The organism is Streptomyces shenzhenensis, from assembly GCF_003688995.1.
In the GTDB taxonomy this organism is placed as follows: Bacteria; Actinomycetota; Actinomycetes; order Streptomycetales; family Streptomycetaceae; genus Streptomyces; species Streptomyces shenzhenensis_A.
In genome coordinates, this window is record NZ_PENI01000009.1 from 38427 (window position 1) to 63555 (window position 25129).

Annotated in this window: 22 protein-coding genes; 11 read left to right on the top strand and 11 right to left on the bottom strand. The window is 70.6% G+C overall.

Translation table 11 applies throughout. The annotated features are described in order from the left end of the window. Nucleotides 1–25: 25 nt before the first annotated feature. The 8 genes from CTZ28_RS16490 to CTZ28_RS16525 all read left to right on the top strand — a co-directional run bounded on the left by CTZ28_RS16490 (nt 26) and on the right by CTZ28_RS16525 (nt 9912). A complete protein-coding gene (locus tag CTZ28_RS16490; protein ID WP_121890170.1) occupies nt 26–1093 on the top strand; it encodes a fatty acid desaturase family protein in 1068 nt (355 codons plus the stop codon). A gap of 92 nt (nt 1094–1185) precedes the next feature. Continuing rightward, nucleotides 1186–1581, top strand: a complete 396-nt coding sequence (locus CTZ28_RS16495; RefSeq protein WP_183154422.1) for a VTT domain-containing protein — start codon at nt 1186–1188, stop codon at nt 1579–1581. 37 nt (nt 1582–1618) lie between these two features. After that, entirely contained in the window at nt 1619–2851 is a 1233-nt protein-coding gene (locus tag CTZ28_RS16500; protein ID WP_121890172.1) for a sensor histidine kinase, read from the top strand. Further along, a complete protein-coding gene (locus CTZ28_RS16505) occupies nt 2848–3522 on the top strand; it encodes a response regulator (protein WP_121890173.1) in 675 nt (224 codons plus the stop codon). Before CTZ28_RS16500 ends, CTZ28_RS16505 begins: the two co-directional genes overlap by 4 nt. A gap of 394 nt (nt 3523–3916) precedes the next feature. Then, entirely contained in the window at nt 3917–4735 is an 819-nt protein-coding gene (locus CTZ28_RS16510) for an ABC transporter ATP-binding protein (protein ID WP_121890174.1), read from the top strand. Next, nucleotides 4732–7239, top strand: coding sequence for an FtsX-like permease family protein (locus tag CTZ28_RS16515; RefSeq protein WP_121890175.1), 2508 nt, complete (start codon nt 4732–4734; stop codon nt 7237–7239). The genes CTZ28_RS16510 and CTZ28_RS16515 overlap by 4 nt, the downstream gene beginning before the upstream one ends. A 58-nt stretch (nt 7240–7297) precedes the next feature. Beyond that, nucleotides 7298–8695 (top strand): MFS transporter, encoded by a 1398-nt coding sequence (locus CTZ28_RS16520; RefSeq protein ID WP_121890176.1) that lies wholly within the window; start codon nt 7298–7300, stop codon nt 8693–8695. Then, the gene (locus CTZ28_RS16525; protein WP_121890177.1) at nt 8692–9912 is read left to right on the top strand and encodes an FAD-dependent monooxygenase; all 1221 of its coding nucleotides are present in this window, start codon (nt 8692–8694) and stop codon (nt 9910–9912) included. Before CTZ28_RS16520 ends, CTZ28_RS16525 begins: the two co-directional genes overlap by 4 nt. Before the next feature lie 362 nt (nt 9913–10274). Here CTZ28_RS16525 and CTZ28_RS16530 read toward each other — a convergent pair whose 3' ends face one another. The 6 genes from CTZ28_RS16530 to CTZ28_RS16555 all read right to left on the bottom strand — a co-directional run bounded on the left by CTZ28_RS16530 (nt 10275) and on the right by CTZ28_RS16555 (nt 16396). After that, a complete protein-coding gene (locus CTZ28_RS16530) occupies nt 10275–11612 on the bottom strand; it encodes an alpha-L-fucosidase (RefSeq protein WP_121890178.1) in 1338 nt (445 codons plus the stop codon). Between the two features lie 40 nt (nt 11613–11652). Continuing rightward, nucleotides 11653–12507 carry a carbohydrate ABC transporter permease gene (locus CTZ28_RS16535; RefSeq protein ID WP_121890179.1) on the bottom strand — a complete coding sequence of 285 codons (855 nt, stop codon included), beginning with the start codon at nt 12505–12507 and terminating at the stop codon, nt 11653–11655. Next, on the bottom strand, nt 12500–13438 hold the full coding sequence (locus tag CTZ28_RS16540; protein ID WP_121890180.1) for a carbohydrate ABC transporter permease: 939 nt from the start codon (nt 13436–13438) through the stop codon (nt 12500–12502). The genes CTZ28_RS16535 and CTZ28_RS16540 overlap by 8 nt, the downstream gene beginning before the upstream one ends. A 12-nt stretch (nt 13439–13450) precedes the next feature. Beyond that, nucleotides 13451–14674 (bottom strand): ABC transporter substrate-binding protein, encoded by a 1224-nt coding sequence (locus CTZ28_RS16545; RefSeq protein ID WP_121890181.1) that lies wholly within the window; start codon nt 14672–14674, stop codon nt 13451–13453. A 148-nt stretch (nt 14675–14822) separates the two neighbouring features. Further along, nucleotides 14823–15563, bottom strand: a complete 741-nt coding sequence (locus CTZ28_RS16550) for an SDR family NAD(P)-dependent oxidoreductase (protein ID WP_121890182.1) — start codon at nt 15561–15563, stop codon at nt 14823–14825. Beyond that, nucleotides 15560–16396 (bottom strand): fumarylacetoacetate hydrolase family protein, encoded by an 837-nt coding sequence (locus CTZ28_RS16555; protein WP_121890183.1) that lies wholly within the window; start codon nt 16394–16396, stop codon nt 15560–15562. Before CTZ28_RS16555 ends, CTZ28_RS16550 begins: the two co-directional genes overlap by 4 nt. A 113-nt stretch (nt 16397–16509) precedes the next feature. Between CTZ28_RS16555 and CTZ28_RS16560 the strand changes: the two genes are divergently transcribed. Both CTZ28_RS16560 and CTZ28_RS16565 read left to right on the top strand, forming a co-directional pair. Beyond that, on the top strand, nt 16510–17808 hold the full coding sequence (locus tag CTZ28_RS16560; RefSeq protein ID WP_121890184.1) for an enolase C-terminal domain-like protein: 1299 nt from the start codon (nt 16510–16512) through the stop codon (nt 17806–17808). Next, the gene (locus CTZ28_RS16565; RefSeq protein ID WP_121890185.1) at nt 17805–18743 is read left to right on the top strand and encodes an aldo/keto reductase; all 939 of its coding nucleotides are present in this window, start codon (nt 17805–17807) and stop codon (nt 18741–18743) included. Before CTZ28_RS16560 ends, CTZ28_RS16565 begins: the two co-directional genes overlap by 4 nt. Nucleotides 18744–18878: 135 nt before the next feature. Here CTZ28_RS16565 and CTZ28_RS16570 read toward each other — a convergent pair whose 3' ends face one another. The 5 genes from CTZ28_RS16570 to CTZ28_RS16595 all read right to left on the bottom strand — a co-directional run bounded on the left by CTZ28_RS16570 (nt 18879) and on the right by CTZ28_RS16595 (nt 23784). Beyond that, the gene (locus CTZ28_RS16570) at nt 18879–19808 is read right to left on the bottom strand and encodes an amidohydrolase family protein (RefSeq protein WP_183154423.1); all 930 of its coding nucleotides are present in this window, start codon (nt 19806–19808) and stop codon (nt 18879–18881) included. Next, a complete protein-coding gene (locus tag CTZ28_RS16575) occupies nt 19805–20140 on the bottom strand; it encodes an L-rhamnose mutarotase (protein WP_121890187.1) in 336 nt (111 codons plus the stop codon). The genes CTZ28_RS16570 and CTZ28_RS16575 overlap by 4 nt, the downstream gene beginning before the upstream one ends. Then, entirely contained in the window at nt 20140–20811 is a 672-nt protein-coding gene (locus CTZ28_RS16580) for a FadR/GntR family transcriptional regulator (protein WP_121890188.1), read from the bottom strand. Before CTZ28_RS16580 ends, CTZ28_RS16575 begins: the two co-directional genes overlap by 1 nt. Nucleotides 20812–20898: 87 nt before the next feature. Then, nucleotides 20899–22143 carry an alpha-hydroxy acid oxidase gene (locus tag CTZ28_RS16585; protein ID WP_310887611.1) on the bottom strand — a complete coding sequence of 415 codons (1245 nt, stop codon included), beginning with the start codon at nt 22141–22143 and terminating at the stop codon, nt 20899–20901. Between the two features lie 534 nt (nt 22144–22677). Beyond that, the gene (locus CTZ28_RS16595) at nt 22678–23784 is read right to left on the bottom strand and encodes an alcohol dehydrogenase catalytic domain-containing protein (RefSeq protein WP_183154424.1); all 1107 of its coding nucleotides are present in this window, start codon (nt 23782–23784) and stop codon (nt 22678–22680) included. 102 nt (nt 23785–23886) lie between these two features. Here CTZ28_RS16595 and CTZ28_RS16600 point away from each other — a divergent pair, with 102 nt between their 5' ends. Further along, nucleotides 23887–24780 (top strand): LysR family transcriptional regulator, encoded by an 894-nt coding sequence (locus CTZ28_RS16600; protein ID WP_121890190.1) that lies wholly within the window; start codon nt 23887–23889, stop codon nt 24778–24780. The last annotated feature ends 349 nt before the right edge of the window (nt 24781–25129 follow it).

Consider the following 25129-nt stretch of genomic DNA (forward strand, 5'->3'; position numbering starts at 1 on the left):
ATTCACCGAACACTGGAGTACACCCATGTCCTTGGCCGGCGAAACCGCTCTGCCGCACCCCGAGAAGGCCACCGCGAGGCAATCCCCAGCGGACACGGGCAGCGAGTTCACGCCACTGCTGCGCGACGTCAAAGGGCAGGAGCTGCTCGACCGGCGCACCGGCTGGTACACACGCACCATAGTGACCAACGCGCTGAGTCTGGCCGCCGTCGTCACCGGCATGACGCTCATCGGCGGTTCGTGGTGGGTGCTCGCCCTCGCTCCCGTACTCGCCGTCCTGAGCGCCCGCACCGCGTTCATCGGCCACGACGCGGGCCACGCCCAGATCAGCGGCGACCGGGCCACCAACCGCCTCATCGGGCTGGTCCACGGCAATCTGTTGCTCGGTATGAGCTACGCGTGGTGGAACGACAAGCACAACCGCCATCACGCCAACCCCAATCACATCGACAAGGACCCTGACGTCGCCGCCGACGTCCTCGTCTTCACCAGCGAGCAGGCCGCCACGCGCGTGGGCTTCCGCGGCTGGCTCACCCGCCACCAGGCATGGCTCTTCTTCCCCCTCACCCTCCTCGAAGGTCTCGCCCTGAAGCTCTACGGTTTCAAGGACCTGCGCCGCCAGAGCGGCGGCGAGCGCCTGGTGGAGGGTACGCTCCTCATCGCCCACGTCGCCGGGTACGTCACCCTGCTCCTGACGACCATGCCGCTCGCGCACGCACTCGTCTTCGCCGCGCTCCATCAAGCCCTGTTCGGGCTGCACCTGGGCATGGCCTTCGCGCCCAACCACAAGGGGATGGACATGCCCGACCCTGACGGCGAGAAGTGGGGACACCTGCGACGCCAGGTCCTCACGTCCCGCAACATCAGGGGCAGCGTCCTCACCGACTGGTTCCTCGGCGGCCTCAACTACCAGATCGAGCACCACCTGTTCCCCAGCATGCCCCGCCCCCACTTGCGGCTCGCCCAGCCCATGGTGCAGGCCCACTGCCGCGACCTCGGCATTCCCTATACGGAGACCGGCCTCATCGACTCCTACCGGCAGGCCCTGCGGCACATGCACGAAGTCGGAGAACCGCTGCGTGCCGACATCTGAAGCGTCCCTCAGCTTGTCCGCGGAGTTGCCGACGGCGGCCGTACGCCGGCACACCCCAGTACGCAATGTGTTCACACAGAGGGACAACGGCGATGCAGACACCCGAACTGCTGGCAGCGGCCGAGCATGTGCCCAGCTGGGGCACGCGCTGCATCCCTGCCGGAAGGCGTATCCGCAGACGTTTCCTGCGGTTGCTGCGCAAGGCCGCCGCCCGGACGCACCGGCACGGCCTCGCCGCGCTGATCCTCATGCGCTTCCTTCCCGGAGGCCGGGCCACCGGCGCCGTCGCGGCGGGCCTCAGCGAGATCCCCGCCGCCCGGTACGCGGCGGCCGCGGTCCTGGCCGAGGCCGCTTGGACGGGGCTGTACGTGTCGATCGGCTACGGCGGGGGCAGCGCGGCTCCGCATCCGTTCGGCGCGGTGTGTCTGGCGCTGTCCGTCGGATGCGCCGTTGGATTCGCAGGGCTCCTGCTCCGTCGACCGGCATGACACACAGCCGCATTCCGTCGCACATAAGCTGGGGCCCATGACGTCAGTGGAGCAGGAACCCCCGCGCGCGCTGCTCGCGGGGGCGTCGCGTCGGTGGGTACGGCTGCTGCCGTGGGGCGCGGCGTTCGTGCTGTGCGTCGCCCTGCTGCCCACCACCATCCGGGTGCTCAGCGTCGACTACGGCCTGAACGGCGGCATCGCGAGCGCCCTGGCCGTCGCGCAGACGGCACCGCTGCTGCTCGCCGTCGTCCGACCGCTGCAGGCCTGGTACGTGATCTTCGCCGCTGACGTGGCCGGGGCGCTCGTACTGCTCGCCGGCGGCTTCGACGAGCGGCGCCTGTGGCCTTTCCCGCCCATGGAGATCGTCGGGTACGTCGGCCTCTGCCTCGCCCTCGGCCTGCGCGAGCGGCGCCGTACGCTGCTGCTGGTGTGGCTGGCCACGGCGGGCGCGAACGCCGGCCTGGAGTTCATCGCGTCCCACGGTACGAGCGGCAACAGCACACTGCTCACCGTACTCAGCGGCGTCACACTCCTGCTCGCCGGTGCGCTCCGCGAGCGGTACGACGCTCAGCGCAGGCTGGCCGAGCAGGAGACGATCAGCGAGGCCGAACGCGGCCGGCGGACGCTGCTGGAGGAACGCGCCCGCATCGCACGCGAGCTGCACGACGTGGTGGCACACCACATGTCCGTCATCACGGTGCAGGCGGACACCGCCGCGTACCGCCTCGACGGGCTGCCGCCGGACGTGCAGAAGGAGTTCACGTCCATCGCGGCGACCGCGCGCGAGTCGCTCGGCGAGATGCGACGGCTCCTCGGCGTGCTGCGGAACGAGGAGGCGCACGGCGAGCTCGCGCCCCAGCCGGGTTTGACGCGGATCGGGCAGCTGGCGGAGGCGACGGTCAGGGCGGGCGTGCCGGTGGAGTTCACCCCCTGCGACGCCGACGTGCCCGAGGCGGTGGGCCTCTCCGCGTACCGCATCGTCCAGGAGGCCCTCGCGAACGTCGTACGGCACGCGCCGGGTGCCCCGACGCAGGTGTTGGTGTCGGATTCCGTCTCGGAGGGCGGCGCGCGGCTCACCGTCCTCGTCGTCAACGGGCCGCCGCCCGAGCCGCCCGCCGCGCCGCTCGAGGAGGGCGGCACCGGGCACGGCCTCGTCGGCATGCGCGAGCGGGTGCGGCTCGCCGGCGGCACCCTCGACGCCGGGCCGCTGCCGGACGGCGGCTTCCGGGTGGCCGCCCAACTTCCCCTGAACGGAAAGGACCTGACGTGACGACGCGCGTCATCATCGTCGACGACCAGGCCATGGTGCGGGCCGGCTTCGCCGCGCTGCTGGCCGCCCAGAGCGACATCGACGTGGTGGGCGAGGCCCCCGACGGTGCGCAGGGCGTCGAGCTGAGCCGGCGCACTCATCCCGACGTCGTGCTGATGGACGTCCGCATGCCCGAGATGGACGGCCTGGAGGCCGCGCGCCGCCTCCTCACGCCCCCGCCGGGCGTGACGCACCGGCCGCGCGTCCTGATGCTCACCACGTTCGACGTCGACGACTACGTCTACGAGGCGCTGCGGGCGGGCGCGAGCGGCTTCCTGCTGAAGGACGCGCCGCCGGCCGACCTCATCGCGGCGGTACGCGTCGTGGCCTCGGGTGACGCGCTGCTCGCCCCCTCCGTGACGCGCCGTCTCATCGCGGACTTCGCCAAGCAGCGTCCCGCCGCCCGAGGCAAGCCCGCGCTGCGGCTCAAGGCCCTGACGGAACGCGAGACCGAGGTCCTCACCCTGGTGGCCCGCGGCCGGTCCAACGCGGAGATCGCGGAGACACTGGTGCTGGCCGAGCAGACGGTGAAGACACACGTGAGCCGCGTCCTCACCAAACTCGACCTGCGCGACCGCGCCCAGGCGGTGGTCTTCGCGTACGAATCAGGGGTGGTAGTACCGGGCGAGTAGGACGGCCCCTGCCCGGGGCTGTGCTCCGGGACCCCGAGCACGTCGCCATCGGAGGGGGAGCGGCCCCCCCCCCGGGCGTGCGCACGGTGCTGGTGCCGGCGTCCCTGAGCCGCATCGGGGCGGGTGCGGTCTTGTCGATGGCGGCTTGCTCCGCGGCCCACGACGGCGCAGGCGCCCCCACCCAAGCGGCTCCCGCGCTGCGACCACGCCCCGGGCCCCGGCCCAGGCCGGCAACGGGGCGGAGCCCCACACGCCGTGCCGGGCAGGGCCTGGCCCTCCTCCACCCCCTACCGCGGTAGCACCTGCACAGTGGCTCCCGGGTATGACGCCCGGCGCGCAGCCGTCCTCGCACACTCCACCTCGTCGGCACAAGAAGAGCGCGAGAGGGCGGAACATGAGGCTACGCAGCGGCAGGCGGCAGAAGACGGACGACCGACCGATGGCCCCGGCCGGCACACCCGGTCTCGCCGTCGAACTGCGCGGTGTCCGGCGGCAGTACGGTCGCGGCGCGGGCTCCGTGCACGCCCTCGCGGGCGTCGACCTCGCCCTCCCACGCGGCACGTTCACCGCGGTCATGGGCCCGTCCGGGTCCGGCAAGTCCACCTTCCTGCAGTGCGCCGCCGGGCTCGACCGGCCGTCGGCGGGATCCGTGCGCCTCGGCGGTACGGAGATCACCGGCATGAGCGAGAACAAGCTCACCGAACTCCGCCGCAGCCGCCTCGGCTTCGTCTTCCAGGCGTTCAACCTGCTGCCGTCGCTGACCGTGGAACAGAACGTCCTGCTGCCCCTGCGCCTCGCCGGGCAGCGCCAGGACCGCCGCCGCGCGGCCGCGGTGCTCGCGCAGGTCGGGCTCGCCGACAAGGCGCGGCGTCGGCCCGGAGAGCTCTCCGGCGGCCAGCAACAGCGCGTGGCCGTCGCCCGCGCCCTGGTCACCAGCCCCGACGTGGTGTTCGCCGACGAGCCCACCGGCGCCCTCGACACCGGAACCGCAGCCGAGGTCCTCGGCCTGCTCCGGCACGCGGTGGACACCCTCGGCGCGACCGTCGTCATGGTCACCCACGACCCGGCCGCGGCAGCCTGGTCCGACCAGGTGCTGTTCCTCGCCGACGGCACCTTCGCCGGCGGCCTGGAGCGGGCTTCGGCGGAGCAGATCGCGGCGCGGATGGCGATGCTTGCCGGCCGTGCGGGTGCGATGGCAGGGGCCGTGGCATGAGGAGCTTCGCCCCGAACGGCCTCGCTCGCGCGGCCGTACGCTTCAAACCCGCGTCGTTCGCCGGCACGTTCGTCGCGCTGATGATGTCGGCACTGATCGTCGCCGCCTGCGGCATCCTGCTGGAGACGGGTGCCCGCGCCTCGGTGCCGGCGGAGCGGTACGCGAAGGCGCCGGTCGTCGTGGCGGCCGATCAGTCCGCGCGGCTCGTCACCGATACCGTCGACGGCCCCGAGGAAACCGCGTACCCGCTGCCGGACACCGCCCGCGTGGACGCGGGGCTCGCGGCGAAGGCCGCCCGGGCGCCGGGCGCCGAGGCCGCGGTGCCGGACTTCACCTTCCCGGTGCGGCAGGGCGACGGGGCGCTCACCGGCCACGGCTGGGGCTCGCACATTTTCACCGGCACCGCGCTGTCCGTGGGCGCCGCGCCCCGTGCGGGCGAGGTCGTGCTCGACGCCGCAGCGGCCCGTACCGCGAAGGCCGGCGTCGGCGACACCGTCGCGCTCGAAACGGCCGCCGGGCGCGCGGGCTTCCGGGTGTCCGGGCTGGCCGAGGCCGGGGCGGGCGACACCGCAGCGGCGGGCGGCGGCAAGGCCACTGCCTGGTTCGCCGACGCCGAGGCACCCGCGCTGGCCGGGCACCCCGGCAAGGCCGACGCCATCGCCGTACTGGCCGCGGACGGCGCCGACACCAACGCCCTCGCCGCCGCCGTCGAGAAGGCACTCGCCGACTCCGGCGCACAGGTGCTCACCGGGGACGGCCGCGGCGAAGTCGAGGACCGGGGCCTGGCGTACGCCAAGGAGACGCTCACCGCGCTCGGCGGCTCCTTCGGCGGGATCGCCACCCTGGTCGCCGTCTTCACCGCCGCAGGGACGTTCGCCCTCTCCGTCGGCCAGCGCACCCGCGAGTTCGCGCTGCTGCGCGCCGTCGGCGCCACCCCGCGGCAGATCCGCCGCGCGGTCGCCGCCGAAGCGCTGCTTGTCGCACCGCTCGCCGGGCTGTTCGGGTGCCTGCCGGGGATCGCGCTGGCGAGCTGGTGGTTCGGGCAGTTGCAGGACCGCGGGGCCGTCCCGGAGGCGGTCGAGCTGCACATCTCGTGGATCCCGCTGCTCATCGCCGTCGGGACCGGGCTGCTCACGGCGCTCGGCGCCGGCTTGATGGCCGGGCGCAGGCCCGCGAAGACCAAGCCGGGGCAGGCGCTCACCGAAGCCTCGGTGGAGCGGCTGCGGCCGGGCGTCATCCGTATCGTCCTCGGGCTGGGCGCCGTCGTCGGCGGCGCGGTTCTCGCCGGCGTCGCCGCCTCCGCCGCCGGTGCCGACGCGGCCAACGCCTCCCTCGGCGTCGTCATGCTGTTCATGCTCGCCGTCGCGCTGCTCGGCCCGCTGGTGGCCCGGCTGTGCGCAGCACTCTTCGGCCTCCTGCTCCGCGGCGGCGGCGCCCCGGCGGCACTGGCCGCCGCCAACTCCCGCACCAACGCCCGCAGGTTGGCCTCCGCGATCACCCCGATCGTGCTGGCGATGGCCTTCGCCTCGACGCTCGTCTTCATGCACACGAGCGAGAGCCAGGTCGCCGCGGCACAGCTCCGCGACGGCATCACGGCGGACCATGTCGTCACCAACCCGGCGGGCCTGCCCGCCGGCGCAGCCGACCGGGCCGCCCACGCTCCCGGTGTCGACGCGGCCGTGAGCCTGCTCGACACGCAGGTGCTGGTGCCCGTCGACTCCGGCGGCGAGACGTCACTTCAGGGGTCGGCGACCCAGGGCATCTCGGGCTCCGGCGCTCAACTCGCCGACGTACAGGACCTGGACGTACGCAGCGGCAGCCTGGACCGCGTCGGTGCCGGCCGTATCGCCATCGACAAGACCCTCGCCACCGCGGCGAAGGTCAAGGTCGGCGACGAGTTGCCGCTCCACCTCCCCGACGGCACCGAGGCCCGCCCGGAAGTCGTCGCGGTCTACGGCCGCGGCCTGGGCCTGGCGGCGGTGACCATGGACCGCGCGTCCCTGGCCGGCCACGTCACGTCGGGCTTCGACAGCACGCTGCTGGTACGCGGCGGCGACGCCGAGCCGCTCGCCGCACTCGGCGAGGTCACCGACTCCTCGGGCTACGCCGTCGAGCAGAGTGTGGACCGTGAACTCGGCGCCTGGGCCAACTACATGATGGCCGCCGTCCTGGGTGGCTTCGCCGCCATCGCCGCCGTCAACACCTTGGTGATGACGGTCCTGGACCGCCGCCGCGAACTGGCCACGCTCCGCCTCGTCGGCTCCACCCGCCGCCAGGTGCTGCGCATGCTCCGCTGGGAGAGCCTGCTGGTATCGGCAGCGGGCGTGGCCCTGGGAACGGCCATCGCCATGATCACGCTGACCCCGATGATGCGCGGCCTGACGGGGGAGTCCCCGCACATACCCCCGCTGCTGTACGTCACATTCGCCGCGACCGCGGTGTCCCTCGGCCTCCTCGCCGTAACCCTCCCGGCCCGCGCGGTACTGCGCGACCGGGATGCCTGAACTCATGACGCGTGACCGGCGCTTCCCTTATTCGCCCGGCAATGACGGAAGGACGTTCATGACCGCGACTCTGGCTCCCCCGGTCCACATCGGGAAGGCCGCTGTCGGGGCCCTCGGCATGCTGGCGGTCGCCACCGGTGCCTTGGAGTCGGTGGTGACGCCGACGCTCCCACTCCTGCAACGCGAACTGGATATGAGCCCGGCCGAAGGGGCCTTACTCAGCATCATGCTCCTCATCACCGGCGCGCTCGTCACCCCGATCGCGGGCAAGTTCGGCGACCGCTACGGCGGAAAACGAGTCCTGATCCGGCTGATGGCGGTGGTCTCAGCCGGCGGCCTGGTGTCCGCCCTGGCACCGAACCTGCCCGTGCTGCTGCTCGGCCAGGTACTGCAGGGAGCGATGGTGGGCGCGCTTCCCCTGTCGTTCATCCTGGTGCGCACACACCTCCCCGCGGGAGAGTCGAAGGTGGCCATCGGGGTGGTCAGCGGGTTGTTCGTGGGCGGCGGGATGGCGGGAACGCTGTCGGCCGGGCCCGTGGCGGAAGAGCTGTCCCGACACTGGATGTTCGCGCTGCCGACGATCGCGGTCATCGGGGCCACCCTGCTGGTGAACAGGCTGATGCCGCACGATCCGCCGGGCCGGTCGGACGAGTCCGGGGTCGACTGGCCAGGCCTGGCTCTCCTGAGCGGGACACTGGTCACGCTGATGCTCGTGCTCGCGCTGGCGCCCGACATCGGCTCGCAGCCACTCGTGCTCGGCGCCCTCATCCTGGTTCTGGCCGCCTTCGTGACCGGCTGGATCGCGGTTGAGCGGCGTGCGGCCGCGCCGATGGTCGATCTGCGCATGCTGGCCCGGCCTGCGATGTGGACGTCGTGTGTGCTGACGTTCGTGGTCTGCGTCGGTACCTCGGTGCCGGTCTATCTCGTCCCGCAGCTGTTCGCGGTGCCTGCCGACGAGTACGGTTTCGGGGCCGGCGCCACCGAGATCGGCTTCTTCCTGCTGCCCGGCGCCATTGCCGCGTCGCTGGCCGGGCCGATCGGTGGGATCGGGGCGCGGCGTTTCGGCTCGCGTGCCGTGGTCACCGCCGGGATCGTCATCATGGTCGCCGCCCTGATCGCCCTGGCGGCCGTGCACACCGAGGTATGGCACCTCGTCATCGGCAAGGCGATGATCGCGCTTGCCAACGGCCTGTGCGTCACGGCGATGGTGACCAGCACCGCCACCTCCGTCGAACCAAGTGAAACCGGCATCGCCAGCAGCCTGGTCCTGGTGACACGCGTGGTCGGCTACGCCGTGGGTGCGCAGGTCAGCGGCGCGATCCTCACCGCCGGGACCCCCTCCGGGTCGGATGTCCCGGCCGAATCGGCCTTCGTCACCGGCTTCGTCATAGCCGGCGCCGTCACAGCGCTGTCCCTGCTTGTCACCCGCACCATGAGCAAAGGAGTCAAGTCATGACCCACACCGATCCGTTGAGGGATATCCGTACGACGCCCAGGCGCAAGGTCCTGATATCCGGGGCCAGCATCGCGGGGCCCGCCCTTGCATACTGGCTGCACCGCTACGGATTCGCCGTCACGGTGGTCGAGAAGGCGCGAACACTTCGGGGCGGTGGTTATCCCATCGACGTGCGCGGCACCGCACTCGAGGTCGTCCGGAGGATGGGAATCTTGCCGCGACTGCAGGACGCGCACATCGACCTGCGCCGGCTGACCTTCCTCGACGGCGACGGCAGCGAGGTGGCCTCGGTCAACCCGCACACCCTCACCGGCGGTGTCGCGGGACGGGACCTGGAGGTGCGGCGCGGCGATCTGACCGACGCTCTCTACGCGGCGGTCCGTGACGACGTGGAGTTCTTGTTCGACGACTCCATCGACACCCTCGACCAGTCCGGCCACGGGGTCGACGTCACCTTCCGCGGGGGCAGCAGGCGTACGTTCGACATGGTGTTCGGCGCGGACGGTCTGCACTCACGTACCCGCGAGTTCTTGTTCGGCCCCGAAGAGCAGTTCCACCGGTACCTCGGCTACTGCTTCGCCGTGTTCACCATGCGCAACACCTTCGGGCTCTCCCACGAGACCGTGATGTGGAACACCCCGGGCAGGGCCGCGGCACTCTACGCCGTGGGGGACAACGACGAAGTGCACGCCTTCCTGAACTTCGCCCAGCCGGAACCGCCGTTCGACGCGTTCCGGAACCCGGAAGCCCAACGGGACCTGGTCGCAGCGGTGTTCGCCGACGCGGGATGGGAGGTCCCGGGCATGCTCGCCGCCATGCGCGACGCGGATGACCTGTTCTTCGACGGGGTCAGCCAGATCCGCATGCCCCGCTGGTCCGGCGGCAGGGTCGCGCTGGTGGGCGACGCCGCGTACGCACCCTCGTTCCTCACCGGACAGGGCACCAGCCTCGCCCTCGTCGGCGCATACATGCTCGCCGGGTCCCTGGCCGAGCGGGACCACACCGCGGGCTTCGCTGCGTACGAACATGACACCCGTGAGTTTGTGACCCTGAACCAGGGGCTGGTCGGCGAGGGTGGTGCCGCCCTCTTCCCGACCACCGCCCGGGCCCTGGAGCAGCGCAACGACAGGCTGCGCAAGCTCAGCGCCATGCCCTCCGCGGAGGGACGACCGGCCCATTCGGCCCTCACCCTGCCCGAATTCACGCCCATGCCGTGAGCCCGGGCACGTGTGCCGATGACGGGCGTCACCGGCGGTGGGGGCCGGTGGTCCGGCCCCCACCGCCGGTGGGGGCGCTGATCGCGGAGCGCCACAGCCGCAGGCCGCCCAGCTGGGTGCTTGCGACGCCTCCGGTCGGCCACACACCGGCGGCACGGGCTGCTGGTCATCGCCCATGTGGGCGGGTGTTGTGGACCTCCACCGCCCGCCCGGCCCGCGGCCCTGAGATCACCGCGTGCCGCCACGACCGCCTGCCGCTGTCGAGTGCGACCCTGAACTGGCTCGCCGGCCTCATCTGCGGCGCGCTGCGACCGGCGAGGCCGTTCAGGCACCCGGCACGGTCCTGCCGGGGATGTCGCGGATCAGCGCAGCGGGACGTCCACCCGGACGGGCCCGGCGAGGGCGTGGTCACCGATCGTCACGACGAGCGCGCCGTCGACGACCTCGGTGGAGGCGCCGGTGGCGGCAGCGAGGTCCAGGGCATCGCCGTCGGCGTCGAGGGTCACCCGGGTGCCTGCCGGTGCGTCGACGAACGCGTGGGCAGTCTGCCCGGTACGGGTCCAGCGGACCCAGGGCTCGTCGGAGGGGCGTGCGAGGTCCGCGCCGAGGGGACGCGAGCCGAAGACGGCCTCCGCGTTCGCGTGGTTCCAGGCTCCGAGCTCCTCCAGGGTGCGGCGCTGCAGCGGCGTGACCTCGCCGGACGCGGTCAGACCGATGTTCAGCAGCAGATTGCCGCCCCGTGAGACGACGTCGAGGAAGTGGCGGATGGCGCCCTGCCCGCTCAGGGAGTTGGACTCGTCCTCCAGCCGGTTGTGGCCGAAGGAGAAGCCGACACCGCGGCAGTTCTCCCAGGCCGCGTCGCCCTCGCTGTCGCGGCCCTGCTCGTACTCGCTGGTGCGGAAGTCCCAGTGCGTCTCGCCCCAGCGGTCGTTGGCCACACCCTCGGGGCGGGTGGCGTAGAAGCGGCGGAAGAGCTCGACGAGGCTCTTGTCGCCCTCGGGCTTGCCGGCGTCGGGGTACTCGATGTCGCCCCACAGGACTTCCGGCCGGTACTTCTCGATGAGGTCGGCGACGTGGTCGAAGGCGTAGTCGGCGTAGCCCTTGTCCGTGGGGCGCAGGGCGTCGTCGATGTGGCGGACGATGGGCGGGGTCTGGGTGAAGTGCCAGTCGAGGCCGCCGGAGTAGTACACGCCGAAGCGGATGCCCCTGCGTTCGGCGGCGTCGCGGAACTCGCCGATCAGGTCGCGCTGGGGGCCGCGGCGGACGGTGTTGCGATCGCCGGTGCCGGGGGCGTCCCACAGGGTGACACCGTCGTGGTGCTTGGTGGTGGGGACGAAGTAGCGGGCGCCGGTGGCGGCGACGAGGTCCATGACGGAGTCGGCGTCGAAGGACTCGGCCTTCCACAGGTCGAGGAACGTGTCGTAGTCGGCGCCGCCGTAGACCTCCTGATGGTGCTGGCGGGCCGGGCTGCCTTCGATGCGGATGGTGTTGTAGTACCACTCGGCGTATGGGTTGTGCTTGAACCATTCCTCTTCGTCGATGGTGCCCAGCGCGCCGATGGGCTCGCCCCAGGCAGGGACGGAGTAGGGGCCCCAGTGGACGAAGATGCCGAGCTTGGCGTCCTGGAACCAGGCCGGTGTCGCACGCACGAACTGCTGGTACTGCTCCGGGCGCTCAGGGGCGTTCTTGAACATGGCCATGCCGGGATGGTCCTTTCCGGGTTCGAGCGTTGCTCTGGATTCAGCGGCCGCCGAGGCCTGAGGTGACGATGCCGCGCACGAGGTAGCGCTGGAGGGCGATGAGCAGGACGGTGGACGGCAGCATGGAGATCACCGAGGCGGCCATGATGAGGTGCCACTGGGTTCCCTGCTGGCCGAAGAATTGCTGGAGGCCGAGTGGGATGGTGCCGAGGGTGGTGACGTCGTTGACGATCACCAGGGGCCACAGGAAGGAGTTCCAGTAGGTGATGAAGGTGAACACGGCGAGCACGGCGAGAGAGGGCCGTGCCAGCGGGAGCATGATGCGAAAGAACGTGCCGAGTTGGCCCAGGCCGTCGATGCGGGAGGCGTCCTCCAGCTCCTGTGGGACGGTGATGAAGAACTGGCGCAGCAGGAACGCGCCGAGCGCGGTGAATGCCCACGGCACGATGAGCGCCTGGTAGGTGTTGACCCAGCCCAGTTCCCGCATGAGGACGAAGGCGGGCACGATGATGACTTCCTGGGGGAGCATCATCGTCGCGAGGAACACCATGAAGGTCGCGCTGCGTCCACGCCAGCGCAGCCGGGAGAAGGCGTATCCGGAGAGTGCGGACACCGCGAGGGTGATGAGGGTGCCGCCGGCCGCGACGACGATGCCGTTGACGAGGTAACGGGCGAACGGCGCGTAGGAGAAGACTTCGGCGTAGTTGCCCCATTGGAGGCTCGAGCCGAACAGGGACGGCGGCGTCGAGAAGATCTCCGAGGGCGCCTTCAGCGAGGTGCCGATCATGAAGATCAGTGGGGACATGAAGAGCAGCGCGACGAGGATCAGCAGTGTGTAGCCGATCGCCGTGCGGAGGTTCCGGACGCCGCGTCCGCGGGAGACGACGTCACTCATAGTGCACCCACTTCTTCTGCCCGAGGAACTGCACGGCGGTGACGCCGAGGATGATGACGAACAGCACCCAGGCCGCGGCGGAGGCCAGTCCCAGCTTCTGGAACGTGAAGCCCTGGTTGTAGATGAACTGCACGAGGGTGACCGTGGAGTCGCCGGGGCCGCCGCGCGTCATGATGTACGGCTGGATGAACACCTGGAAGGAGGTGATGAGGGTCATCGTCGTGGCGAAGAACAGCGACGGTGAGATCAGCGGGAGCTTGATCCGCCAGAACACCGTCCAGGCGTTCGCGCCGTCCAGCGAGGCGGCTTCGAGCTGGCTCTCCGGCACGGAGTCCAGCGCGGACGAGAAGACGATCATGTTGTAGCCGAAGCCCTGCCAGACGCTCATGATGACGATCGCGATCATCGCCCAGTGCGGGTCGGCGAGGAAGTCCGGCAGCTTGATGCCGAAGAACGACTGAGCCGTCGCGTCGATCGCGCCGTTCGGCTGGTACAGCATGCGCCACACGACCGCGTTGGCGACGATCGGGGTGACCGTGGGCAGGAAGAAGATGACCCGGAAGATCTGCCGGTGCCGGATCTTCGGGGACAGCCAGGCCGCCATGCCCAGGGATACGACGAGGTTGAGCGGCACGTAGAGGACGACGAACAGGAGCGTGTTGGTCAGTGCCGTACGGAAGGCCGGATCACTGATCAGCTGCCGGTAGTTCTCGAAGCCGATCCACGACGGGCTGCCGATCATGGGCCAGTCGTGCAGGCTCATGGCCAGGGCGATGCCGATGGGGACGAGGGTGAACAGTGCGAGCCCGAGGGCGTGGGGCGCGGCGAATCCGACGCCCCACGCTCCGGACCAGCCGCGCCGACGGCCACCGGGGCGGTGGTCCTTCGGCGCCGCTGCGGCAGTCACCTCGCGTGCGGAGACATGTGCCATGCTGGGTCCCGGCTACTTTCCGATTTGGCGGGAGATCTCCGCGAGCACGCCTGCGGCCGGCTTCTCCCCGTTCACCATCTGCGGGCCGTACTGGCTGAGCATCTGGTTGAGCTTGTCACCGTCGGAGCTCCCCGGCAGCGGGACGGCGCTCGCGAGCGCACTGTCCAGGGTTTCCTTCGCGCCGTCGATACCGGCGTTCTCGTACCAGGCCGCCTGCGCCGCCGTGCGGGCGGGGAAGGCTCGGCCGTCCTTGGCGAGTGAGGTCAGGGTCTTTTCCGACGTCATCGCCGTGATGGCCTTGAAGGCGGCCGTCGGGTCGGAGCAGGTCTTGGAGATGCCGAACCCGCTGCCCGCCGAGTAGGTCTTCTGCTCTCCCTGGGGCGACGGGATGGTCGTGACACCCACGTCGAACTTGGCCTTCGCCTTGAAGTCGAGGGAGTTCCACGGGCCGCCGACCGTCGCGGCGGCCGTGCCGTTGATGAAGGCGTTGTCGTCGGCGCTGGCGTCGGCGCCGTCGGCCTTGGTCGCGGTGCCGTCCTTGACGAGGCCGGCGATCCACTCGATCGCCTGCGCGGTCTTCGGGTCGTCGAGGGAGACCTTGCCGGAGTCGTCGATCATCTTGGCGCCGCCGGTGGAGAGGATCGTTCCTTCGAGGAAGATGTCCTCGACGGTGGTCGCGAGAGCGACCTGGCCGTTCTTCTTCAGGGCGGTGGCCGCGGTCTCGAAGTCGTTGACGGTCCATCCCGGCTTCGGGGCGTCGACGCCGGCCTTGGCGAAGGCGTCCTTGTTGTAGAAGAGGAGGAGCGGGCCGGTGTCGTAGGGGATGGCGTACTGCTTGCCGTCCACGGCCAGGGCCTTCATGGCCCCTTCGTCGAACGCGGCGGTGTCGAAGCCGGTCGACTTGATGAGGTCGTCCAGCGGCAGGAGGCCCTCGGAGAACTGGTTCACGCGCAGGCTCTGCATCGTGACGATACAGGGCGCGGCAGACGTCCCGAGCTGTGTCGAGATCTTGGTCCAGTAGTCGTTGAACGGCGAGCCCTGCAGGGACACCTTCTTGCCGGATGCCTCGGCGCCCGTGTTTCCGACCCCCTCCCAGACCTTCTGATCCTCCGACGAGCCGATCCACATCGACCAGCTGAGGGTGTCGCTGCTTCCCGAGCTCTGGCCGCCGGAGCAGCCCGTGAGGAGCAGAGCCCCCACAGCCGTGGTGGCGACGGCCACAGTCCGTACTCTCATGTCATCACCTTTGATTTCATTCGGCCTGGTGGCTGGGGTACTCCGAGGTCAGGCACGAGCGATCTAATCATCCGATGTTTACCGTGTCAACGGATTCGCAACCCTTAGATATCTCCTCGTAACACGCACATACATCGGATAAGTGTGGTCAGGTGCGCAGCCTGAGACCCGACATCCCGCCATCGACCTCGACAACCGTCCCCGTCGTCGAGCCCGCACGGGGACTGGCCAGATAGGCGACGGCGTCGGCGACCTCCGCGGCCTCGACCAGGCGCCCGTGCGGCTGCCGGGCATCCAGCGCCGCCCGCTCGGCCACCGGGTCCTGCGCGGAGTCCAGGAGCCGGGTCACCCAGGGCGTCGCCGCGGTTCCGGGGCTGACCGCGTTCACCCTGATCCCCTCGCGCACATGGTCCGCCGCCATCTGGAGCGTCAGCGAGTACAGCGCCCCCTTGCTGGCCCCGTACAGGGCGCGCTGCGGGAGCCCCGCGCTCGCCGCGATGGAGCACATGTTCACGATCGCGGCGCAGGACGACAGGCGCAGCCACGGCAACGCGGCACGGCTGACGCGCACGGCGCCGAGCACATTGATGTCCAGGACGCGGTGCCACTCCTCGTCGGAGTTGTCGGCCACCGTACCCTGAGCGCCGATCCCCGCGTTGTTGACGACGACATCGATCCCGCCGAACGTCTCGGCAACCCGGGCCACCGCCGTCCGCACGTCCTCGTCCCGTCCGACGTCCACCCGGTAGGCGTCCCGTTCCCCGTCGGGCGGGTTCAGATCCAGTACGGCGACCCGCGCACCCTCCGCGCGCAGCCTGCGGACGATCGCCGCGCCGATGCCCGACGCGCCGCCGGTGACCACGGCCCGGACATTCTCGAAGCCGGTCATCGGGTCACCTGCCGCTGCCGGCCGAGCCCGTCGATCTCGACCTCGACGACGTCTCCGGGGCTCAGATAGGGGAAGCGTCCCGACAGGGCGACGCCCTCGGGCGTGCCGGTCATGATCAGATCGCCGGGTTCGAGCACCAGGAACTGACTGAGCCGCCAGACGATCTGGGCGACGTCGAAGATCATGTCGGAGGTGCTGGAGTCCTGGCGCGGCGCGGCGTTCACCCAGCTGCGCAGCCGCAGCGTGCGCGGATCGATCTCGTCGGCCGTGACGAGCCAGGGGCCGACGGGAGAAAAACCGGGGAACGACTTGCCCTTGCTCCACTGGCCGCCGGAGCGTTCGATCTGCCACTCGCGCTCGGAGAGATCGTTGACCAGCGTGTATCCGGCGACGTACCCGAGGGCGTCCTGCGGCGAGGCGAGGTAGCTCGCCCTGCGCCCGATCACCACGCCGAGCTCCACCTCCCAGTCGGTCTTCACGCTGCCCGGGGGGATGGTGACGTCGTCGTCGGGGCCGGCCACGGTGTTCGGGGTCTTGAGGAACACCACCAGGTCCTCTGGGGGCTCGGCCCCGGACTCGGCGGCGTGGGCGGCGTAGTTCATCCCCACGCAGATGACCGCGGACGGCCGGGCGATCGGTGCGCCGATCCGCTGCCCGTCGCGCTCGATACGCGGAAGTTCACCCGCGCGCACCGCGGCGGCGACGCGGCCCAGGGACCGCGACAGGAAGGTCCCGTCGATGTCGTCCGTGAGGGCCGACAGGTCGAGGTAGTGGTCTTCGGCGACGACGACCGGTATCTCCCGGCCGACCTCCCCGATCCGCGCGAGTTTCATGGGATTCCCTCCGGAACATCGGAACTCTGAGCCCACCTGTAGGGCGGATCGACGGCACCATACCATTTGACCCTTTGATTGATCCGATGTTTAGATGCGTGTCGGGAGGACCCATGACCACGATCACATCCGTCTCCACGGCGGACGTCCGCTTTCGAACCTCCGCGTCGCTGGACGGCTCGGACGCCATGAACGCGGACCCCGACTACTCGGCGGCCTACGTCGTCATCCGCACCGACGCACCCGACGGCCACGAAGGGCACGCCTTCGCCTTCACCATCGGCCGCGGCAACGACGTGCAGGTGGCCGCCATTCAGATGCTGGAGGGCCATCTACTCGGACGCGAGGTCGAACCTCTGCTCGACGACATGGGCGAGGCGTGGCGGATCCTCGCACACGACTCCCAGCTGCGCTGGCTGGGCCCCGAAAAGGGCATCATGCACATGGCCGTCGGCGCGGTCCTCAACGCGCTGTGGGACCTCAAGGCCAAGCGGGCAGGGCTGCCACTGTGGCAGCTGCTGGCCCGGATGTCACCCGAACAGATCGCCGACCTCGTCGACTACCGCTACCTCACCGACGCCCTGACCCGCGAGGAGGCCATCGGCATCCTGCGCCGCGCCGAGCCCGGCCGGGCCGAGCGCGAGCAGATCCTGCTGGCCGACGGATACCCCGCCTACACGACCAGCCCCGGCTGGCTCGGCTACTCCGACGACAAACTCGCCCGCCTGTGCCGCGAGGCCGTCGACGCCGGATTCCCGCAGATCAAGCTCAAGGTCGGCGCCAACCTCGACGACGACATCCGACGTATGCGCATCGCCCGTGAGATCTGCGGCGACGGCTTCCCCATCGCGGTCGACGCGAACCAGCGCTGGGACGTGGCCGCCGCGATCGAGTGGGTCCGCGCCCTCGCACCCTTCGATGTGGCCTGGGTGGAGGAACCGACCAGCCCCGACGACATCCTGGGGCACGCCGCCATCGCCCGCGGGATCGCTCCCGTGCCGGTGGCCACCGGTGAGCACGTGCACAACCGCATCATGGTCAAGCAGTTCCTCCAGGCCGAGGCACTTCAGGTCCTCCAGATCGACGCGGCCCGGGTCGGCGGAGTCAACGAGAACATCGCCCACCTGCTGCTGGCCGCAAAGTTCAACATCCGCGTCTGCCCCCATGCCGGGGGCGTGGGCCTGTGCGAGGCCGTCCAGCACCTGGCGATGTTCGACTTCATCGCCGTCTCCGGCACGACCGAGGGACGCATGATCGAATTCGTCGACCATCTGCATGAGCACTTCGTCACCCCGACGGTCGTCCGGGACGGCCGGTACCTCGCACCGACCACCCCGGGCGCCGGCACCGAGATGCACGCAGCCTCGATCACCGCACACCGCTGGACAGCAGAGACGAGAGTCGCCGCATGACCGACCGCCTGGGATTCGGAGCCGCGTCCATCGGCAACCTGTACCGCGAGGTGTCCGACGAGGACGCCCACGCGGTACTTGAGGAAGCCTGGGCCGGCGGCATCCGCAGCTACGACACCGCGCCCCACTACGGACTGGGCCTCAGCGAACGCCGACTCGGCACGTTCCTGCGACAGCAGGCCCGCGACACATATCGTCTGTCGACAAAGGTCGGCCGCCTGATCGTGCCGAACACCGGCCGCCGCCACGGCACCGACGAGGCGAACGGGTTCGTCGTGCCCGACGACCACGTACGGCACTGGGATCCCAGTCTGGCCGGGGTCAGGCGAAGCCTGGAAGCCTCGCTGGAACGGCTCGGCATCGACCGCGTCGACACTCTGTTCCTCCACGACCCCGACGTCTACGGCCTCGACGAGGGACTGCGGCTGGGTCTGCCCGCCCTCGCACGCCTCCGCGAAGCCGGGCTGGTCGACGAGATCGGCGTCGGCGTCAACAGCGTGGAGGCAGCCGTCCGCGCGGTCCGCGAGGGCGACCTCGACGTCGTCATGATCGCCGGCCGCTACACCCTGCTCGAGCAGCCCGCCGCCGAGGAACTCCTCCCCCTGTGCCAGGAACGCGGAGTACGGGTGCTCGCGGTCGCGGTGTTCAACTCGGGACTGCTCGCCTCCGACAACCCCGCCGCAGCACACTACAACTACGGGGCCGTACCACCCGAGTTGGTCGACCGCACCGAGCGGCTGCGAGAAGTCTGCGCCCGCTTCGACATCTCGCTGCCCGCCGCAGCCATCCAGTACCCACTGCGCCACCTGGCGGTGGACCAGGTGGTCGTCGGTACCGCACGCACCAGCTCACTGCGCGCCAACCTCCAGCACATGAAGACGGAGATCCCCGACGAACTGTGGGAGACGCTGCGCGACGAGCAGCTGATCCCCTGACAGGTTCCCACGGACCGCGTAGGCCCGGACACTGCCGCGTGCAGTGTCCGGGCCCTCATGTCTGTCGGCCGCCACGCTGATGCCGCCCGGCTCCCGCCTGCCGCAACCGGAGGTCGGGAGCCGGGCATCATCGTCTCAGTCGTGGATCCCGTAGACCCTGCGCGCGGTGCCCGCGGCGACCTGCGGCCAGTCGTACGGGTCGACAACGTCGCGCACGAGGCCGAACCACGCGCCTGTCGTCGTCCTGCCGTCGACCCCGGTACTCACCGGCCAGTCACCGCCCAGCAGACAGCGCTCCGGGCCGAACACGTCGAGGGCCGCACGGAGCAGATCCGGACCGTGCCGGTGGAGAGTCTCCGCATCGGAGGCCTCGGCGGGGAGTCCGGAGAGCTTCACCGTCAGCCGCTCATGACGGGCAAGGCGACGTAGCGCTGTCAGCCAGGTCTGGCCGGCATCCGAGCGCAAACCCTCGTCCACCGGCGGCTTGCCCAGGTGGTCGAGGACGGTGATCCCGGCGCAGGAGTCGGCCAGGAGGCGGTCGAGGTCGTCGAGCTGGGTCCAGCGCACGCAGGCATCGAAAACGAGACCGGCGCGGGCGACCTCGGCGAGCCCCTTGCGCAGTGCGGGCGCCGCGAGCCGCTCGGGAGGCAGGTCCTGGAGCAGATGGCGGACCCCGCGCGCCAGCGGCAGTCCGGCCACCCGGTCGATCCGTTCGCCGGCGTCGGGCGCCCCCAGATCGGCCGCGACGACCATCGCCGCCAGCCCGGGCCAGTCCAGTCCAGCGGCCCAGCGGGCCTCGTCGAGGGCCGAGTCCGGGGTGACATCGGCCTCGACGAACACCCAATGGGTCACCGCCCCGTCGGCGTCGTCAATGTCGCCCGGCAGCCTCGGCCGGTCCAGCGCCGTGCCCGCGAGCCAGTCGTAACGCAGCCGACGCGGGTCCCAGACGTGCACATGTGCGTCGATCAGGTCCACACCGGTCCCGTCGGCGCGGCCGGCCTCGCCGTCGTCGCCCGCAATGCCGGTCGGCGGTGTCCGCCCGTCCCCGGCCCGCGGCCCGGTCACTGTCCGCCGTCCCGCTGCGCCGCAAGGTCCCAGATCAGTTCGAGCGGGCCGGTGCCCTCCGCGCCGTCAGCGTCACGGAACAGTTCGACGAACCGCCCGATATCACGCTGCCATGCCTGGTCAGCGGGCTCTTGAGGAAGCGCCGCGTAGGCCGCGTCCCAGTCGTCGCAGTCGACCAGGTGGAACAGCCGCCGTCCCGAACGCCAGATGGTCCAGTCATGGATGCCGAGCCGACCGAACGCGGCGACCAGGTCGTCAGGGATCCGCAGGTGCCGTTCCCGGTAGAGATCGAGGGCGCCCTCTCGGATCTCGGAGTGCAGCGCGACACGCATCAGCGGGCCTTTCTGAGCCAGTGCTCCACGCCGGAGACGTGGGCGACCATCAGTGCCTGGGCGAGCTCCGCGTCCCTTTGCCGTACGGCCTCCAGGATGCTGCGGTGCTCGTCGATCGTGCGGGCGACCGAGCCGCCCTCGGTGATGCCGCGCCAGACGCGGGCGCGGACAGTGTGGCTCGACAGAGAGTCGAGGAGACTCGTCAGATAGGCGTTGCCGGTCGCCTCGGCGATCGCATGGTGAAACGCGATGTCGTGGGCGACCAGGCTCTCGACGTCGGCATCCTCGCCGACGCCCGCGAGCTGCTTCTCGATCTCGGCCAGCTGGGCATCGGTGATCGAGCGGCACGCCAGGGCGGCCACCTGGGGTTCGAGCATCCGCCGTACCGCGAAGACCTCCAGGATCGAGTCGTCCCGGTGGAGATCGACGACGAACGACATGGCTTCCAGCAGCAGCCTCGGTTCGAGGCTGGTCACATAGGTGCCGTCGCCGCGGCGCACGTCCAGGACACGGATGACCTCCAGCGCCTTCACGGCCTCGCGCAGGGAGTTGCGCGAGAGCCCGAGTGACTCGCTCAGCTCCTTCTCGGTGGGAAGCCGGGATCCGGGGGAGAGCTCGCCCGAAACGATCATTTCTTTGATCTTGAGAATCGCTGTATCGGTGACCGCCATGCACCCCACTCTAGACCAAATGGTCGGATGTTTGGCCGAGTGGGGTGGATCGGCGCCGCGGCAACGGTGACCGATCTTTCGCTCGCCCTAGCCGAGCAGGGGCGTCGTTCTGGACAGCTGGGTCACGTGACGGGGGGTGAGTTCCTCCAAGGAGGAGACCTGGAGCAGCTTCATGGTACGGACGATCTGGTCGGAGAGGATGTGCACAGCCCGGTCGACACCTTCGCGCCCGCCTGCCATGAGGCCGTAGAGATACGCGCGGCCGACAAGGGTGAAGCGCGCCCCGAGGGCTACGGCGGCGACGATGTCGGCACCGTGCATGATGCCGGTGTCGATCGCGATCTCCATGTCCTTGCCGACCTCCCTGACGACCTTCGGCAACAGGTGGAACGGCACGGGGGCGCGGTCGAGCTGCCGTCCGCCGTGGTTGGACAGGACGATGCCGTCCACGCCCAGGCCGGCTAGCTTCTTGGAGTCCTCGACGGTCTGGACACCCTTGACGACGAGCCGTCCGGGCCACATGCCGCGGATGATCCTCAGGTCGTCCAAGCCGATGGAGGGGTCCATCGCCGAGTCCAGCAGTTCGCCCACGGTCCCGCCTGTGGAGGTCAGCGAGGCGAACTCCAGCTTGGGTGTGGTGAGGAAGTCCCACCACCACCAGGGCCGGGGCAGTGTGTTGAGGACGGTGGCCGGGGTCAGCTGGGGCGGGATCGAGAAGCCGTTGCGCTTGTCGCGCAGCCGGGCTCCCGCGACCGGTGTGTCGACCGTGAAGAAGAGGGTGTCGAACCCCGCGTCGGCGGCCCGCCGGACAAGGCCGTAGGAGATCTCGCGGTCGCGCATGACGTACAGCTGGAACCAGTTGCGTCCGTGGGGGTTGGCGGCCTTCACGGTCTCGATCGAGGCGGTGCCGAGCGTGGAGAGCGTGAAGGGGATCCCGGCGGCGCCGGCCGCTCCGGCGCCCGCGGTCTCGCCCTCCGCCTGCATGAGCCGGGTGAATCCGGTCGGCGCGATCCCGAAGGGCAGGGCGGAGGGGCCGCCGAAGACGGTGGTGCCGGTGTCCACCTCGGGCACGCTGCGCAGGATCGAGGGGTGGAACTCCACGTCCTCGAAGGCCTGGCGCGCCCGTGCGAGCGACAGTTCGCCCTCGGCGGCCCCGTCCGTGTAGTCGAAGACGGCGCGCGGGGTGCGACGCTTGGCGATGGCCCGCAGGTCGTGGATGGTCAGGGCCTTGTCCAGCCGGCGTCTGCGGCCGTTGAGTTCGGGCTTCTTGAACTTGGCGAGCTCAAGGATCTCGGCCGGTCTGGGTATCTGTCGCTGTACCAATGCGGTCACCGTTCGGTGTTCGGCGGCGGTCCTGGCGGGCCGCCGCTGGAGGCGAGGGCGCTGCAACCCGCGCCATGCGGCCGCGGGAGGCGTGTTCCGGTGCGCGACCCGGGCAGTGAGATCCCTCGGGCCGTCTCATCCGCCGGCGGCCGCAGCAACCATCGCATCATACTAAACATCCGATGTCCGGCGAGCTGGCCCGGAGCGTCGGACATCCCACCGGGAAGCCTGTTCTCCGCCCCACCTCAGCGGGCCCCTGGGCGGGGCGAACCTGGCCTGCCGTAAGCACCGCGCGAGGCATCGTCGAAGATGCTCGCACCGGTCAGCTGCCGGCAGCAGCGCTCAGCTCGCCGAGGGGTCCGAGGGCGCCGACGTAGGCATGGCACGGTAGGCGGCGCGGAAGCGTCCCGGGGACTGCGAGCGGGCGCGCCGGAAGGCCCGGCCGAAGGCATAGGCCGATGAATAACCGACCGAGGCGGCAATCGTGTCGTCCAGGGCTTGGCAGGGGCTGCGTGAATCCTGGTGACCGCCGCACCCACGAGATCACCTGCTCGGGGGCCCGACAGCTGCCACGGGGACGAGGGCGGTGCGGTCGAACGGGCCGCCGTGTGAACCGGCGTACGCGACGGCGTCGTTGACGGCATCGAGGCCGAACGACCGGACGTGTTCGGGGGCGAGGTCCAGCGCACCCGAGGCGAGGAGCCGGATGATGCCGACGTTCGCCGTGCGCGGGTACATCCACTGGCCGCGCACGGTGACCGAGTTGCGCATGATCCACCGGTACGGGAGCGCGAGGGCGTCGCCACCGAGCATGCCGACGCCGCCCATGAGGACGACACGTCCGTACTCGCGCACGGCCATGGCCGCCACCCGCACCGCGGAGCTGGGTGCGCTCGGCGGGAGCAGATCGATCACCATGTCGATCGGGCCGTCACCCGCCGCGGACATCGCCGCTCGGTCGACGGCCTCGTCCCCGGTCAGCGGCACCGGGCGCACACGCGGACCGAACCGGTCGGCGAGAAGGTCGAGCGCTGCCCGGTTGCGGCCCGGCGCGACCACGCGGCCCGCCCCCATCGCGAGCGCGACGGCGACCGCACTGCTGCCGAGGTTGCCGGTGGCCCCGCTGACGAGCAGCGTCTCACCAGCCGCGAGCCCGCCTGCCAGCAGCCCGCCGTAAGGGATGGTGTGCACACTGAGCGCGGCCCAGCGGGCCGGGTCGTCCCCAGCGGCACCCGGCAGCGGGAAGACGTTCTCCGTCGGGACCCGCATGAGTTCGGCGAACGCCCCGTCGTGCAGGTACCGGGCCAGCCGCGCGCCGCCCTCGCCGCGGGAGCTCCAGCCCTGAAGCGTGATGTCGGGCGTCAGGGCGTCGTCCCGCGAGCGCACCGTGGAGTCGCACCACACCAGGTCCCCGGCGCGCAACCGGGTGGCGTCCGGACCGACGTGGACGATCCGTCCCACGCCGCCGACCCCGGGCACGACGGGAGGGGCCAGGGGGTAGTTCCGTTCGCCGCCGAAGACCTCGGCCGCGTACGGGGGGACGCAGGTAGCCAGCACCTCGACCACCACCTCACCGCCGCCGGCCTCGGGGTCGGGCATCTCCCGCACCGTGAGCGGGGCGCCGAACCGCGTCAGTACTGCTGCGCGCATGCGATGACCTCCATGTTCGTCCGGATCCTTCGCCATCGACACTAGGAACCCGGCCCTCATGCGGGAAGCGACGATCTGGCATCTGTGGTATGCGTATGGCGCATGGACATCTCCAGTACGGGTCTGCGGGTCCTGCAGCAGATCGCCGAATCCGGCAGCTTCACCGCGGCAGCCGCCAGGCTCGGCTACACGCAGTCGGCGGTCTCACGACAGGCCGCCTCCCTCGAACGGAGTGCGGGTGCCACCCTGTTCGACCGCCGCCCCGACGGGGTGCGGCTCACCTTCGCGGGTCTGACCCTGCTGCGCCACGCCCGCACCATCCTGGACTGCCTCGCGGCGGCCGAGTCCGACCTCACCGGCACCGTCCCACGGACCGAACCGGTGCGGCTCGGACTGTTCCTGAGCGCGGGCGCCGTCATCCTGCCCGCCGCGCTCACCCGCCTCACGGCAACCGACCCGCAGATCATGGTCACGACGACCGAGGGCACCACGCCCACCCTGATCCGGGCGCTGCGGGCGGGCTCGATCGACCTCGCCGTGCTGACGTCCCGCCCGCCCCACCGGCCTTTGGACAGCGAGTCACCGCGCCTGCACGTCGAGACCGCCGTGGACACCGAACTGGTCCTGGCGACGCCTTCGACCGGGAAGTTCGCCGGCCGCACCACGGTGCATGTCGACGAACTGGTCGATGCCGCGTGGATCGTCACCCCGTCGTCGAACTCCGAGCCACTGCTCGGCGTCTGGCCCGGTCTGCCCGGACGGCCGCACGTCGTCCACCGGGCACGCGACTGGCTGACGAAACTCCAACTGGTCGCCAATGGCTTCGGGGTGACGACGGTGCCGTCCCGGCTCTCGCCGGTGCTACCGCCCAGGGTGAGCCTGGTACACGTCGAAGGCGCGCCCCCTGAGATCCGCCGCGTTCTCGTGGCACGCCTCCCTGGCCGCCCGACCCCGGCGATCACGGCCGTGAACCGAGCGATCACGTCGACGGTCTGACATGTGCCGCCGAGGCGGTCGGCCGACCCTGGTCGCCGTCCGTTGCTGGCGACGCTTGACGAAGCTCCCGTGTCAGCGGTCGCTGTCCAAGGCGGCTCTGAAGCCATGATCTTGCATCACCGGGAAAGCTCCCACTGCACCGGCAAGCCATGCGTCGATCTCATCGTGGGACGACCGGATGGCACTGACCAGCTCCGCGAGCCCTGACCCGGCGGAGTTCGGAAGAGGGCAACTGAACTGACCCAGGGGCTGTGGCTGGCGCTGCCGGGAGCGAACCGGCGTCGTCGAGGCCGGCGACGAAGTCCACGTCGGCCCAGCCACCACGAAACAGCACAACCGACAGCACGGC